The sequence below is a fragment of the Pseudomonas triclosanedens genome (assembly GCF_026686735.1).
Lineage (GTDB): Bacteria > Pseudomonadota > Gammaproteobacteria > Pseudomonadales > Pseudomonadaceae > Pseudomonas > Pseudomonas triclosanedens.
Window position 1 is genome coordinate 1,311,616 of the sequence record NZ_CP113432.1, and the last position, 14,725, is coordinate 1,326,340.

Consider the following 14,725-nt stretch of genomic DNA (forward strand, 5'->3'; position numbering starts at 1 on the left):
CATGGGTTCAGGCTTGCGCCAGCGCTACCCACCAGCGCGGCCTGCGGCGGATACGAGCCTGCGCGAATCTTGTGTGCCTGCTCCCGAATTCGAACTTTTTAGATTCGTCTGATGTTCCATCCGTCGGCTTTTCGCGAGGCTGGCAATCATGAAACTCAAGCAGTTCCTCCGTCCCCAGGACTCATACTTTTCCACTCCCAAGGCTGCACGCAAGTTGTTGTGGATATTGGCCTGGGTATCGATGGTCTGCCTGGTCTGCGCGCTCAGCCTGTTCCTTGGCGCGGCGTTCAACAATGAAGTGTCGCAACTGCGCCGGCAGATGAATGCCGCCATGTTCGACGCCCAGGATTACCTCTACCAGCGCGAGTCGTTGCTGGAGCACATCAGCCGTGGCGTCACCTTCGAACAGCGCGGGCCGCTGGTGCAGTGGCGCCAGCTCAGCGCACCGGTGGCGCCCCATGAGCACATCTACGTGACGCTCGGCGATCCGGCGCGGCAGTGGAGCCTGTCGCTGTCCGGCCGCGACATGAGCGAGATGGAGCAGAAGCGCCTCAACCTGATCTACATCTCGCCGGGGGCCGAGCCGCAGGTCACGCGGCTGTACGGTTCGCCGGCACTCAACGCGGTGGTGCCGACGCAGGTGCTCGAAGCCCTGGCCGCTCCCGGAACGCAGAAGGAGGAACAACAGGTGCGTTGGCTCGCCGAGCCGTCGGACCCGCAGTCGCGCCAGTACCTGTTCACCCGCGTGGCCAGCGAGGAAGACGCCGGCTGGCTGGGCCTGGAGATGTTCGGCGCCGATATTGGCTCCGCCTTCAATGTGCCCGAGGCCGGCAGCTTCCTGTTGATGGATCGCCTGCACCGGGCCCTGCTCGGTACCTCCGTCACGCCCTTGCTGGGCCAGCAGTTCAGCGGGTTGTGGGAGCACGATACCTTCTCCTTCAGCGGCCCGGGCCTGATTCCCCAGCACCTGGCGCTGCTCAAGCACCTGGGCAGCTCCGACTGGTCGCTGATCTACTACTTCGACCTGGCCTCCCTGCTGCTTCCGCTCTGGCCCAAGCTGGCGGCCTCGCTGGTGCTGCTGATGACCGGCGCGTTCAGCGTGTGGGGCCTGAGCCGGCGTATCGACCGCCGCCTGATCATCCCCGCGCAGCGGCGCCTGGAGGCCCTGGTGGAGAGCGAGCGCTTCTCCCGCACGATGATCCAGACCGCGCCGGTCGCTCTCTGCGTGGTGCGCCGCAACGACGCCGCCGTGGTCCTGGAAAACCGCCTCGCCCAGCAATGGCTGGGAGGTGGCGAGGCGCGCCGGCAGTGGGTCTGCGGCTGGCTCGAGCGCGCCTTCGAGTGCGGTAGCGATGGCGGCTCCGACGAGATCGACACCGTCACCGGCAAGCACCTCTACCTGTGCTTCACGCCGACCCGCTACAAGGGCGCGGAAGTGCTCTGCTGCGCCTTCAGCGACATCAGTGCGCGCAAGCAGACCGAGCAGGCGCTGGCCGAAGCCAAGCGCCTGTCCGACGCCGCCAACGAAGCCAAGACACTGTTCCTTGCCACCATGAGCCATGAAATCCGCACGCCGCTGTATGGCGTGCTGGGCACCCTGGAGCTGCTTGGCCGCACAGCGCTGGACCATCAGCAGTCCGGCTACCTGCGGGCGATCCAGCGCTCGTCCGCCACGTTGCTGCAACTGATCAGCGATGTACTCGACGTCTCCAAGATCGAGGTCGGCCAACTGGGCCTGGAGCTGGTGGAGTTCTCACCCGTGGAACTGACCCTCGACGCGGTGGATTCCTACGCCGCGGCGGCCCGGGCCAAGGGGCTGCAGGTCTACGCGATCTGTGATCCGCAGATGCCCGAGCGGGTGCTGGGCGACTCTTCCCGCATCCAGCAGATACTCAACAACCTGTTGAGCAACGCAGTGAAGTTCACCGACAGCGGCCGCATCGTCATACGTGTGCGCGCCGACGTGCTGGAGGGACGCCAGTTGCTGGTGCACTGGCAGGTCACCGATACCGGCATCGGCATCCCCGCCGACATGCAGGACCACCTCTTCGACCCGTTCTTCCAGGTCACCGGCCACGCCCGCGTAGCCGGTGGCACCGGCCTCGGGCTGTCCATCTGCAAGCGCCTGGCCGACCTCATGCACGGCCAGTTGCGGGTCGTCAGCGATGTCGGCCTGGGCAGCAGCTTTTCCCTCAGCCTGCCGCTGCAGCGGGTAGACGCGCCGCCCGGCAACGAACCGCGCCTGTGTGCCTCGCTGGTTTGGGTGCATGCGCCCAGCCGCGAGCTGGCCGAGAGCCTGTGCGGCTGGATCAACCGTTGGGGCGCTCGGGCCCAGGTGGTGCAGGTGGACCAGCCGTTCGAGCAAGACACCGGCTCGGTGCTGTTGGATGTGCGTTTCAACCCGAACGAGCGTACGCCGCTGCCGGCCTGGCAAGGCTGCCGCGTTGTGGTCTCCGATGTCGGCGGCGAGCAGCCGCGCCAGCAAGACTGCGACTGGCACGTCGGCCGCTACAACCTCTCCGGCATCTACCGCGCCATCGCTCTGGCGCAGGGCTGCAACTCCGCCGACTCCGCCCGCCAGGCCGATTCCCCGAGCGATGGTGCGCTCGGCCTGCGAGTGCTGCTGGTGGAGGACAACCCGATCAACCAACTGATCCTGCGCGACCAACTGGAAACCCTCGGCTGCAGCGTGGAACTCGCCGCCGATGGCAAGCAGGCCCTGGGCCGCTGGCAGGACGGCGCGTTCGACGCGGTGCTCACCGACGTCAACATGCCCAACATGAACGGCTACGAGCTGACCCGCGCACTGCGCCAACGGGGGTGCCGGGTGCCCATCGTCGGCGCCACCGCCAACGCCATGCACGAGGAAAACGAGCGCTGCCTGGCGGCGGGCATGGACCGTTGCCTGCTCAAGCCCGTGGACCTGCGAACCCTGCGTCAGTGCCTCACCACCCTGCCCACGGAGGCACACGCATGCGGCCCCAGCGAATCCTGATCGTCGAAGACCAGCCGTTCCAGCGCGAATACCTGCTCAACCTGTTCCGCGAGCTGGGAGCGCAGGAGCTGCGCGCCGCCGAAGATGGTAGCGACGCCCTGCGTTGCCTGGAGCAAGAACGCTTCGATCTGGTGGTCAGCGACCTGATGATGCCCGGCCTGGACGGCGTGCAGTTGATCCAGCGGCTCGCCGCGCTGGAAAGCCCGCCGCTGCTGGCGATCATGAGTTCCGCCCCGCGCCAGTTGATGGGCAGCGCCTGCATGGTCGCGCGAGCCCACGGCATCGCCGTGCTGGAACAGATCGCCAAGCCCGCCCGGGCGCCGACCATCCGCCGCCTGCTCGACAAGCTCGCCACGCGCCTGGAGCGTTCCGAGCGCCGTGCCCGGCAGCCGCTGCCGGCACCAACCGGCGAGGAGCTGGAGCGCGCCCTGCGCCGGGGCGAGCTGCGTGCCTGGTTCCAGCCGAAGTCGTCGCTTATCGATGGCCGCATTGTCGCTGCCGAAGCGCTGGTGCGCTGGGAGCACCCGCAACTGGGCGTACTGCGCCCGCCGGACTTCATGGCCGAGCTCACCAGTGCCGGGCTGGACGAAACATTGCTATGGTGCATGCTGGCGCAGGCGATCGATGCCCAGGCCGAGTGGGCGCGGCAGGGCTTTCGCCTGACGGTCGCGGTGAACCTGCCCACCCACCTGCTGGACGATCGCGGGCTGCCGGATCGGCTGGCGGCATTCGTCGCCGAAGCCGGTGCGGTACCCGCGCATATCGTCTTCGAGTTGCTCGAATGCAGCCGCACTGTCTCCCCGGCCAACTACTACGCCGGCACCTGCCGCCTGCGCATGAAGGGTTTCGGGCTTGCCCAGGACGATTTCGGTCAGGGCTACAGCTCGCTGTACAACCTGGTTTCCACGCCCTTCACCGAACTGAAGATCGACCGCATGCTGGTCCACGGCTGTGTGGATGACGAAGGGCTCGCGGCCGCGCTGGAGAGTATCGTCAAGCTTGGCCGGCAACTGGGCCTGGAAGTGATCGCCGAAGGCGTGGAGCACCCGGACGAGCTGGCCCTGCTGCGGCGCCTGCGTTGCGACTGCGCGCAGGGCCACCTGATTTCGGAACCTGTGCCGCCGCCGGTCTTCACCCGCCTGCTGTGTCAGGAGAGGCCAGCCGTTGCGCATTGACACATAGCATGAAGAAGTCGAATGCCTGAACCAACCGGGCCTGCGGGTGACATCGCAGGTCGCTGAATCTCCCACCCACATCTACAGTCTGCTGGTACTTGGCGAGCAATCGCCGCCATTTTCCGCAAGACCGGACGCATTTCTGCATGAAGGAACACGACAACGGCTCGATCCGCAAGTTGGCCAGCAGCTCGCTGCGTCTCAACGTCGTGCTGCTGTGTGCCGTTTCGCTCGCCCTGATGCTGGTGGGGGCCTGCTACTGGGCGCTGGGACGGCTGGTGCAGGAGGAGCGCGACAAGGTTCACTTCCACTTCAGCCGCCTGGTGGGCGATATCCACGAGCACGAGGCGTTCCTCTACCGGATCGCCCAGCAGAGCGACGAATCAACGCAGCGCCAGGACCTCAACATAATCCCCCTGCAGCGCCGCCTGCTGGTGCGCGAAGACGGCATGGAAATCCATGAGGGCCGCGAATTCTCTTTCGCCATGCCCTTCACCCTGGCCCTGCAGGTGCGCCCTATCGACCCCCGGGACAGGCCGGGAACCTTCTCCCTTGGGGTGATGCTGGCGAACTTCTACAGCAGCTACTGGAGTGGGTCGTCCTTCCCCTCGCCGCAACTGCTGGTGCTCGATCTGCATGGGCCGACCAGCATCGCCGTCCCCTCCATCGGCAACTTCCGGGATCTGCGCCCGCTCACGCGGCGCAACTACCTGCCGATCATCGACGCGGTGCGCAAGGTCCTGGAGGCGCGCCAGCCCCAGCGCAGCGATGCGCAGGTGCACTGGGCGCAGGCGCAGCGGCATACCGCTTCTGGCGGGCTGGAACTGCTCGCCTACGTCAGCCTCGACCTGCCCGATGCGCTCTGGTGGGAGTCCGACCTCGACCGCCGTGTGGTGGCGGTGTCGTTGCTGGATCTGGATCGAATCAACGACTTCGAGCAGGTCCTGGACCGGCCCGTGTTCGATGAACTGGAACTGGTGTCGCCCAATGGGACCGTGCTGGTCAATACCCTGGGCGAGGCCACCGACTTCGAGGATGGCCTGAACATCGACGCCAGCGGCCTGGTGTTCAAGATCCGCAGCGAATTCGACGGCGGCTGGACGGCGTTCTACCGGCTCAGCTACAGCAGCTTCTTCCGCTACGCCAAGTGGCAGGTCCTGGGTGGGCTGGCGCTGCTGTTCGGTGGCCTGGCCGGAGGCTGGGTAGCCATGCGCTGGTACGCGCGGCGGGTGGTAGGCCCGGCGCGCCAGGCACACCTGGACATCGTCGAGAGCGACGCCTTCAGCCGCGCAGTGATCCAGACCGCCCCGGTCGCCCTGTGCGTGTTGCGCCGCGACAACCACCAGGTGGTGATGCAGAATCGCCTGGCCGAGCTGTGGCTGGGCGACGCCGAGGCCATCACCCGGCTCAGCCGCGACTGGGACCTTTCCGGCAATGCCGAGGAAGTCGGCAACGAGTTCGTCCTGCAGGTCGAGGAGCGCTACCTCCACGCCATCTTCGCGCTGACCCGCTACAAGGGCGAGAACGTAGTATTGTGCACTTTCAACGACATCAGCTCGCACCAGCAGGCCCAGCAGGTGCTGGCCGCCGCCAAGCACTCGGCGGATGCCGCCAGCGAAGCCAAGTCGGTATTCCTCGCCACCATGAGCCATGAAATCCGCACGCCGCTGTACGGCGTGCTGGGTACCCTGGAACTGCTCGGCCTGACCGATCTCAGCCAGCATCAGCGTGACTACCTCGATACCATCCAGCGCTCGTCCAGCACCTTGCTGCAACTGATCAGCGACATTCTCGATGTATCCAAGATCGAAGCCGGGCAGATGGCTCTGGAGGAGGTGGAGTTCAATCCGCTGGAACTGGCCGAGGACGTGGTGGCCAGCTATGCGGGCGTGGCCGAAGGCAAGGAGTTGCAACTGTATGCCTGCATTGAGGCCAATGTGCCGGGTCTGGTGCGCGGCGATGCGGTGCGCATCCGCCAGGTACTTGCCAACCTGCTCAGCAACGCCCTCAAGTTCACTGACATCGGCCGCGTGGTGCTGCGCCTGCGGGTGGTTGCCGGCGAGGGTGACGAGGTCGCTCTGCAATGGCAGGTTACCGACACTGGCATCGGCATCTCCAATGAGCAGCAGCGTCGCCTGTTCGAGCCGTTCTATCAGGTGCATGGCCGGGAGCACACCGTGAGCGGAACCGGGTTGGGACTGTCGATCTGCTCGCGGCTGAGCGAGCTGATGGGCGGCCACCTGCGCGTTGTCAGCGAAACCGGGCTGGGCAGCAGTTTCACCTTCAATCTGCCGTTGCCGGTGCTGGAGCCGCGCCAGCCGATGAGCGAGAACACGCGCCTGCGCGCGGACCTCATCTACGTGCGCGCGCCGGTCAAGGAGCTGGCGCAGAGCCTGGCCGCCTGGATCGAATGCTGGGGCGCGCCGGCGCTGGTGGTTGATACGCTGCCGCTGGAGGCGCCGCCCAACGCGGTACTGCTCGACCTGCTCGGGCGCAACGAAGTCGAACCGCTATGGCCGGCGGTACGTGTGCTCGCCCTGGCCGAACCCGGACTGCAACCGCAGGCGACATCCGTGGGCTGGACCGCCAGCCTGTACCACCTCGCAGGCATCGCCCGCGCGCTGCGCCTGGCGCAACAGGGCGGCGTCGGCGAAGCCGACCCTGTGCCGCGGCCCAAGCGGCTTGGCAAGCTCGGCCTGCGCATTCTGGTGGCCGAGGACAACCCCATCAACCAGGCTCTGCTCAAGGAACAACTGGAAGAACTGGGCTGCCGCGTCACCCTGACCAGCAATGGCCGCGAGGCGTTGCAGCGCTGGCAGCCGGGTGCCTTCGACGCGCTGCTCACCGACGTCAACATGCCGGTCATGAACGGCTACGAACTGGTGCTCGAACTGCGCCGGCAGGACGGTGGGCTGCCGATCATCGGCGTTACCGCCAATGCCCTGCGCGAAGAAGGCGAGCGCTGCATGGCGGTGGGGATGAACCTGTGGCTGGTCAAGCCCATGAGCTTGCGAACGTTGCATGATGGTCTGCGCAAGGTGTGCGGTCATCTGCTGGGCGAACTGGCGGAACCGCCGGTCGAACGCGACGAGCCTGCGGCGGAGGACGGTATCCAGGTATCGGAGAAGATGCGCGAGTTGTTCATCCGCACCATGCGCCAGGACATGCAGGGCGTGTGGCAGGCGTTGCAGGATAACGACTTGTCCACCGTGCGCCAGCAGGTGCATCGCCTGCGCGGCGCACTGGCGGTGGTGCGTGCGTATCGCCTCAGCGATGCCTGCGGTGCGGTGGAGGATGCACTCGTCGCCCAGCCGGCCGGGGCGGAACTGACGGCCGCGGTGTCGGCGCTGATGGCGCGTATCGAGTCGGCACTGGCGCGGCTCTGACGGCCAGGGGCTACGCTAGAAAGTATTGGGCTAGCTAATTCAAAGGTTGGGACTCAAGAAGGACTCATGGAAAAAGTCAGAGTGGTAGTGGCGGACGACCACCCCATCGTGCTGATGGGTGTGCGGGAAATGATCGAGCGGGACGAGAACTTCGAGGTGGTTGGCGAAGCCCACAGTTCCAGTGAGTTGGTGGCTCTGTACCGCGAGCTGCGGCCGGCCATCGCCATCACCGACTTCAACATGCCCGGCGACCAGACCTATGGCGACGGCCTCAAGCTGATCGAGTACCTGCTGCGCAACTTCCCCGACACGCGCATCCTCATTCTCACCATGCTTTCCACACCGCTGATTCTCTCCAGCCTGTACGACCTGGGAGTGTCGGGGGTGATCCTGAAGAACGGCGACCTCAATGAAATCCTGGTGGCGCTCAAGGCGCTGGCCCAGGGCCGCGTGTACCGTGGGCCAGGCATGCAGTCGGCGAACAGCGTGCTGGCCAGCAAGGATGACGTGGACGGACGCATCGCCAGCCTCTCGGCGAAGGAGTACGAGGTGCTGCGCCATTTCGTTTCCGGCATGAGCGTGCGGGACATCGCCCTGTTGCTCAATCGCAGTGTGAAGACCGTCAGCGCGCAGAAGGTTTCCGCCATGCGCAAGCTCGATGTCGATACCGACCAGGCGCTGCTGACCTTCTGCGTAAAGGCCAATCTGTTCCAGTGAGGCCGGGCGGATAACGCCGCTGCGTTACCCGCCGTTGCGCGGAGCGGATCAGCCGTGCGGCATACGCTTGAGGTGCTGCTGCAGGCGGGTGAGAAAGCCGATTTCGCATGCACCTGCTAGCGCAATCGCGCCACTCCTTCGGGCTGTCAAACCCGGCCACGGATTTGGCCGTGACGGGCGCAGCATAGGAGCAGCCTCAGGGACGGGCAAGGGACAGGGTGCGCGTGCTGTCTGTATCGGCAGTGTCTGACAGCAATCGAGGGTAATGCGACGTCAGCGTAGCGTGCTCTCGCCCGCCTGGGCGTTGCCGCCATCGTCGATCCACTGGTAGTGAATCAGGGTTTTGCCCTCGGGCACCGGCTGCGCAAAGGTGAGTGTGCGCCGGGCGAAGGGCTCCAGCAGCTCGCCCTGCACGATGGTGTGCCGCTGGCCTTGGGGCACGTCGACGCTGGCGAGGGTGATGAAATACGGGGTGGGGTTTTCCACCCGCAACTCGCCGGCCACACTGCTGAAGCGCAGGCGGGCGGGCGCACCCTCGGCGTCTGCCTGCAGCGCGGCGGGGCGGTAGATGACCTTCATCTGGGTACGCAGGGTCACGGTCAGCCGCGACTGGCCTTCGGCAAGCGGTTCGCGGGACTTGGGCGGGATTTCGTAGAGGTTGAGCCAATACAGCGATTCGCGGTCCTTCGGCAGCGCCTGCCCGGTGTAGAGCAGGCGCAGGCTGCGTTGCTGTTCGGGGTTCAGGCGGAATACCGGCGGCAGCGGCATGATCGGTGCCTGGGCGGTTTCCGGCGCGGTGTCGAGATTGCCGTCGTCGATCCAGGTCTGCACGATCACCGGGTAGGCGTTCTGGTTGACCAGCAGCAGCGAGGCCTCGCGCTGGCCTTCGTTGAAGATCACCCGGGTACGCTCTGCGGTCACGCCGGCCTGGGCGTCCAGTGCGGCCAGCAGGCACAGGCCCAGCAGCAGGCCGCGCTGGCGCTCACTGGACACGGATCACCACTTGCGCGGTGGCTTCCACCTTGCCGGGAGTGACGGTGGGCATGGTGCCTACGGTGAGCTTTTCCAGGCGCGCGCGGAAGGTTTCGCTGTATTGGGAGATGCCGCCGTTGTTGCCGGTCTGGTTGGAGGCCGCGCCGATCACCGGGTACCAGCCGCGTGCCTCGGCGTTGCTGCCGTTGGCGGAGTCTTCGTTGGCCAGCAGGTTCATCACGCTGCCGTTGCGCAGCAGGCGGATGCCCACGCCCTGCGCCATGCCGGGCTGCCCGTAGCGGTCGGAAACCAGGTAGGACAGGCCACCGCTGGCGTTGACCAGCCCCAGGCCCGAGTAGGCCGCCAAGGCCCCGGCGGAGACCTTGATGCCTAGCGCGGTGCCGCTGGTGCCGGTCTGGCTGGTGCTGGGGGTGGTGCTGCTGAGTACGCCGCTCTGGCACTTGAAGTCCACCTGGAACGGCATTTCGCGCGAGCCGCCGGCGTTGACTTCGCCGATGGAGATCGACGGGAACACCACGTGCGGGGTGACGTTGGTGACGGCGCAGGTGGGGTAGCGCTTGAGCGTGACGTCGTTGTACAGGCCGATCGCGCCCGGCCAGTTGCTGTACCAGCCGGACCAGTTGCCGTAGTGGGTTTCGCCGACCCTGGGGTAGCTCAGCCCCGGCCCCTTGATGGCGATATAGCCGGCTGGCTGGGTACGGCCATATATCTGCGATTTGGTATTCGGTGAATAGCCCTGGGTGGACTCCAGCGGCGCACTGAAAAGTTCGGCGCGCACGGCGCTCAGGTTCTTCGCCTTGACCAACTGGAAGCCGCGCGAGTCGATGTCCAGCCCGGTGAGCTGCCGCTCGCGCCAGACGTCGGTGAAGTACTGGCCGGTTTCCACGTGGGTGAGGCGCAGCAGGACGTTGGGCCAGGCGGTGCGGTAGGCCGCGGTGAGGCCGATGGAGATGCCGACGCTGTCGCCACCCTGGTACCAGCCGCTATAGAGGTCGTCGCCGTTGGTGGAGAACATCTCGTACACCGCGTCTTCGGCGGCGCAGCGGAAGAATACCCGTTCCGGGTCGTAGCCGGCGGTGGCGCCGTACTGGGTGATTGGCGCTACCGAGGCGGCGAGGAGAGTCGGGTAGGGCTGGAAGCTGGGGTCGCTGACGTTGATCACGCTGGGCAGCCCCAGCTTGCCGTTGCAGGTATCGCAGGCGCCGCCCCAGCTCCCCGCCGTGCCTTCGCCCGGGCGTATCTGTGTGGTGGAGGTGGTGTTGGCGCTGCCCACCGAAGTGACTTTGTAGCAAGTGGCCCAGGCGCCGGGCGCCAGTAGCGCGGCGACCAGGGGAAGCAGCCGGAATGCGGAAGTCATGATGCCTCCTTGGTGGGGGCGCAGGTACCTTGCAGGCGGATCAGCACTTGCTTGAGGTCCGTACCTTTCAGGTCGTAGGGCAGCAGGCAGGCATCTTCGGCGCGCTCACCCCATTGCACGCGCAATTGGCCCTTGTCGCCGTCGGCGCGGGCATAGACCTGCCCGCCCTGGCCGACCATGCCGATGTTCGCGCCGTGGCTATCGAGCACGTCGGCGCCCAGCGGCAAGGGTGAACCATCCGGCATCTGCGCCTGGATCAGCAGCGGGTGGCCGGTCAGGGTCTTGAACTCGACGCGGACGGTGGCGCCGGCATAGGGCGCGATCTTGCGTTCGGTCTCGACCAGTTCGGCGTCGTCGTCGATGCCTTGTGGGTCGAGGCTGATGGGGTTGTAGCGGTAGGGTGAGAGCGACGGCACCACGGCGTAGCCGCGGCTATCCACTTTCGCTCCCTGGCCGCCGCGCACGCCCGCGCCGCTGGCGCCCTTGGCCTCGATGAGGGCGAAGGTGTCGCCGACGTAGGGGCCGAGGGTCAGCCCGCCGCTGTGCAGCACGGCGGCTCCGCGCAGGCCGCCGTTGACCTGGCGGTAACTGGAGCTTTCGGCGTAGCCGGCGTTGAAGGTGGCAATGGAGGTCTGCTTCTGCAGGTTGCCGTTCCAGTCGCTGCCCTGGCCGTCGCTGTCGTGCCCGGCGGAGATGGCGTAGCTCAGGCTGCGGTCGGCGCCCAGGGTGCCGTTGAGGCCGGTCTGGTAGTTGCTGCCACGGCTGTCGCCGGAGCGCCGCGTGGCGCTGGTGCTGAGGTTGGGCGCGCTGCTGGAGGAGCCCAGCGGCATGGAGAGGCTCAGGGTGAGGGTGTTATTGCGGGTGCTGCCGTGCTGCATGTTGTAGTCCGGCGGCATCGATGGGTCGTAATCGTTGACGATGTCGCGGTACCAGACGGTCTGCTGGCGCGAGTAGGCGAGGTTGTAGCTGAGCTGCCGCCAGACGTTGGAGTAGCCGAACTGCAGTTGCGAGTCGCGGCTCTTGCCGTCGTAGTAGTCGCTGGTGGAACCGGACAGGTAGAGGTTGCCGTAGCCGCCCAGGCCCTGGTTGACCAGCAGGGTGAACTGGTTGCGCTGCTTGTAGCTGCTGGAGTCCCAGGTGTCGTGGTGGTCTGCCGCATCCCGCGAGGCGAGCGCGTCGCTGAGGTCGCGGTAGCCTTCGGTGGAGTAGCGGTATCCGGCCAGGGTGAGGGTGGTGCTGGTGGGCTGGAAGGTCCGGCTGTAGTTCAGGCCGACGCGCCAGCCCTGCTTGCGCTGACCGTTCTCGACGATGGCGTTGGAATAGGTGGTGTTGAGGCCGAACGCGCCGTACGGAGTGGCGAGCACGCCGCCGCCGAGGACGGCGAGGTAGTCCTCGGCAACGCGGGTGCCGAGGTTGGCGGTAAGGGCGTTGGTGAGGCCGCGCTGGTAGGTGAGGTCGCTGAACAGGTCGTTGCCGTCGCCGTACTGCCGCGCCTGGCCGAGGGTGGCGCTGTAGCGCGAGAGGCCGGGACGCATGGATTCGGGGACGGCGGAGAAGGGCACGGTGAAGCGCGAGACACTGCCGTCGGCTTCGATCACTTGTACGTCCAGGTCGCCGTCGTACGCGGTGCCGTAGAGGTCGTCGATGACGAACGGGCCGGGGGCGACGTTGGTTTCCTGGATCTTGCGGCCGTTCTGGCTGATCACTACTCGCGCGTTGCCGTTGGCCGTGCCGCGCACCTGCGGTGCGTACTGGCGCTGCGAGTCGGGCAGCATGCGGTCGTCGGTGGCCAGGCGTGCGCCGCGATAGCCCATGCTGCCGAACAGGTTGCCTTCGGTGTAGCTGTCGCCCAGGGTCAGCTCGCTGCGCAGGCTGGGCACGGCGCGCTGGGCGTAGGTGCGGATGCTGTTCCAGTCGGTGCGGGTCTGGCCGTCGTAGCTGGAGTAGGTGTAGTTGGACTGGTGGCGCAGGCGCCACAAGCCGAGGTTGATGCCGCCGTTGAGGCCGAGGTAGCCGTAGTCGGAGTTGCCGCTGCCCGCGCTGTCGAAGGTGGAACGGTACAGGTTGGCGTCGTAGTTGACGAACGCCATGCTGCTGCCGGCGTCCCATTCGTCCGGGTTGACGTAGCCGCGCGGCTTGATGTCCAGAAGGGCCTGCGGGACGGAAAGGTCCAGGCGCAGGCGGGCGGTGTCGAGGTTGAAGGTGGAACCGGGCAGGCGCTCGCTCAGGCCGTGGCAGCCGCCCTGGTCGTCGCGGCCAGCCTTGGGGTCAGGATGGACCCCCAGGCTTTGGCGCAGGAAGCGTTCGCTGAAGCAGGGTTCCACGCCCTCGCCGCGGGCGCGGAATTCCACTTCCGCGCGGCTGGCGTACTTGCCGTTGAGGTAGAGGTCGACGTGGTAGGTACCGGGGTCGATCTGGTTGGCGCGGTTGAAGCGCTCCAGGTTGCCGCCGGCCAGCCCGGAGCCCATCAGCAGGCTGTCGTCGAAACGATAATCCGCATCCCCGTTCGCCACCCCCGCCACCGCCAGAGCCAGGCTGCCGAGGGCGATCGGGACGATGGGGTTGCGCAAGAGTTCAGCGCGGCAGGTCATGACGAACGTCCACTCGCGCTCCATAGTCGTTGATCAACAGGGCGTGCAGGCGGGGTGTGCCGACCGGCAGCGCGGCGGGTTTTTCCGCGGTCCATTCCGCGGTGCTGTGTGGAGGCACGATGCTGGTCCGCAGTGTCCATTGGCGTTCGCCGACGCTGAGCGTTGCGCTGCCGAACGAGGCATGGAAACCGGTGGGGTTCTCTACCCGTACGCGCCAGCCGCCAGCGCTCTGCACCAGGCTGAAGTTCAGTTTTTCGGGCAACTGTTCCGGGCTGCCAGGGATGCCGGCCGGGCGGTAGAACAGCTTCAGGCGGTTGCGCAGCATCACCAGCATTTGGTTGCGGTCGGCCTTCGCTACGTTGCGGGGCGGTATCTGCAGCACGTTGAGGTAGAACAGCGATTCGCGGTCCTGCGGCAGGCCCGAACCGGTGAAGAGAATGCGCAGGGTCTGGCCGCTGCCGGGGGCCATGCGCGAGACGGCTGGGTTGATCAGGAATGGAGCCTTGGCGGTGTCCGGCGTAGAGGCTGGATCGCCGACATCTATCCACGCCTGTACCACGTTGGGGAAGGCGTCCTGGTTGGTCATCTGTACGGTTTTTTCCCGTGCGTCACCGGGATAGATCACCCGGGTGCCGGTGATCACCACGCTGGCCTGGGCCAGCATCGCGGCGGAGGAGGCCAACAGCAGGGCGAGCGCAAGCGTCACCGCGCGAAGCGGGTGCAGTGGGTGGGTGTTCATCCGGTTCACCTTGAGGGTCGACCGCTGCGGGGCGTGGCGTCTCGCAGCGGTACGGCACGATGGTTGCGGCACCGCGAGGGTGCCGCTGGATCACTCGTAACGCAGGGTGTAGGTCACCGAGCCGAGCACCGGGCCGGCGGTGACGGTGGCGGCTTCGGCCACGTACTGCACGGCATAGTCGTAGGTGGTGCTGCTCTGACCATCGGCGAGGACGATGTCGCCAGCCTCGACCGCTGCACCGCCCGCCAGGTTGACGGCGGCGCCACCCGGGGCCTCGAGCAGTTGCAGGGCCACGCCCGTGGCACCGCTGGCGGCGGTGTTGGTCAGGTTGCCGGCGCTGGTGGCGTTGGTCGCCTGGAACAGGGTGGTGAAATGCTCGGTGGTGCCGGACGGTGCGACGCAGCCGGTCAGTTGCATGGTGAAGGTGGTTTCACCGGCGACCGATCCGAGACCGGTGAAGGCGCTAGTCGGCACGCTATCGAGGATAACGGTCGGGTCGGTGTTGCCGTTCACGACTGCCGAACAGGTCTGGTCGGTCACTTCGCCGTTGAAGGTGATGGTGTTGCTGGCAGATGCAATTCCCGGCACAGCGATGATTGCTGCGACAGCCAGGGCGGTTGCGCGAAGTTTCATTGTCATTGCTCCTAGGTCAGGGTGTTTTTCCCCATGCACATCGTGTGGTTTTTGCGCACCTCGCGTATCTGAGACGAATCTGAAAGAAGGACCAGGGCCGTCACTGCCTTTGTCGTGGAGCTCGCGCGTGGCGGGCGCT

At 66.4% G+C, this 14,725-nt stretch carries 9 protein-coding genes; 4 read left to right on the plus strand and 5 right to left on the minus strand.

The features are described from left to right. The first annotated feature begins 148 nt into the window (after positions 1-148). The 4 genes from OU419_RS06200 to OU419_RS06215 all read left to right on the plus strand — a co-directional run bounded on the left by OU419_RS06200 (position 149) and on the right by OU419_RS06215 (position 8,273). Complete coding sequence (locus tag OU419_RS06200) at positions 149-2,995, plus strand: ATP-binding protein (protein WP_254471772.1); 2,847 nt, start codon at positions 149-151, stop codon at positions 2,993-2,995. Continuing rightward, entirely contained in the window at positions 2,974-4,170 is a 1,197-nt protein-coding gene (locus tag OU419_RS06205; RefSeq protein ID WP_254471771.1) for an EAL domain-containing response regulator, read from the plus strand. The genes OU419_RS06200 and OU419_RS06205 overlap by 22 nt, the downstream gene beginning before the upstream one ends. Before the next feature lie 146 nt (positions 4,171-4,316). Then, positions 4,317-7,556, plus strand: coding sequence for a hybrid sensor histidine kinase/response regulator (locus OU419_RS06210; RefSeq protein WP_254471770.1), 3,240 nt, complete (start codon positions 4,317-4,319; stop codon positions 7,554-7,556). Between the two features lie 66 nt (positions 7,557-7,622). Further along, entirely contained in the window at positions 7,623-8,273 is a 651-nt protein-coding gene (locus tag OU419_RS06215) for a response regulator (RefSeq protein ID WP_254471769.1), read from the plus strand. A gap of 273 nt (positions 8,274-8,546) precedes the next feature. On the opposite strand, the gene OU419_RS06220 is transcribed toward OU419_RS06215, so the two are convergent. The 5 genes from OU419_RS06220 to OU419_RS06240 all read right to left on the minus strand — a co-directional run bounded on the left by OU419_RS06220 (position 8,547) and on the right by OU419_RS06240 (position 14,586). Next, a complete protein-coding gene (locus OU419_RS06220) occupies positions 8,547-9,266 on the minus strand; it encodes a fimbrial biogenesis chaperone (RefSeq protein WP_254471768.1) in 720 nt (239 codons plus the stop codon). Then, positions 9,256-10,623, minus strand: a complete 1,368-nt coding sequence (locus OU419_RS06225) for a fimbrial protein (RefSeq protein ID WP_254471767.1) — start codon at positions 10,621-10,623, stop codon at positions 9,256-9,258. Before OU419_RS06225 ends, OU419_RS06220 begins: the two co-directional genes overlap by 11 nt. Then, positions 10,620-13,214: a fimbria/pilus outer membrane usher protein gene (locus tag OU419_RS06230; protein ID WP_254471766.1), complete on the minus strand. Its 2,595-nt coding sequence runs from the start codon at positions 13,212-13,214 to the stop codon at positions 10,620-10,622. Before OU419_RS06230 ends, OU419_RS06225 begins: the two co-directional genes overlap by 4 nt. Beyond that, entirely contained in the window at positions 13,198-13,953 is a 756-nt protein-coding gene (locus OU419_RS06235; protein WP_254471765.1) for a fimbrial biogenesis chaperone, read from the minus strand. Before OU419_RS06235 ends, OU419_RS06230 begins: the two co-directional genes overlap by 17 nt. A 90-nt stretch (positions 13,954-14,043) precedes the next feature. Next, entirely contained in the window at positions 14,044-14,586 is a 543-nt protein-coding gene (locus OU419_RS06240; RefSeq protein WP_254471764.1) for a fimbrial protein, read from the minus strand. Positions 14,587-14,725 lie beyond the last annotated feature (139 nt).

Excerpts from the sequence above, each read along its gene's own strand:
- OU419_RS06200 (WP_254471772.1), top strand. The coding sequence starts at position 149 with ATGAAACTCAAGCAGTTCCTCCGTCCCCAGGACTCATACTTTTCCACT.
- OU419_RS06205 (WP_254471771.1), top strand. The coding sequence starts at position 2,974 with ATGCGGCCCCAGCGAATCCTGATCGTCGAAGACCAGCCGTTCCAGCGC.
- OU419_RS06210 (WP_254471770.1), top strand. The coding sequence starts at position 4,317 with ATGAAGGAACACGACAACGGCTCGATCCGCAAGTTGGCCAGCAGCTCG.
- OU419_RS06215 (WP_254471769.1), top strand. The coding sequence starts at position 7,623 with ATGGAAAAAGTCAGAGTGGTAGTGGCGGACGACCACCCCATCGTGCTG.
- OU419_RS06225 (WP_254471767.1), bottom strand. The coding sequence starts at position 10,623 with ATGACTTCCGCATTCCGGCTGCTTCCCCTGGTCGCCGCGCTACTGGCG.
- OU419_RS06230 (WP_254471766.1), bottom strand. The coding sequence starts at position 13,214 with ATGACCTGCCGCGCTGAACTCTTGCGCAACCCCATCGTCCCGATCGCC.
- OU419_RS06235 (WP_254471765.1), bottom strand. The coding sequence starts at position 13,953 with ATGAACACCCACCCACTGCACCCGCTTCGCGCGGTGACGCTTGCGCTC.
- OU419_RS06240 (WP_254471764.1), bottom strand. The coding sequence starts at position 14,586 with ATGAAACTTCGCGCAACCGCCCTGGCTGTCGCAGCAATCATCGCTGTG.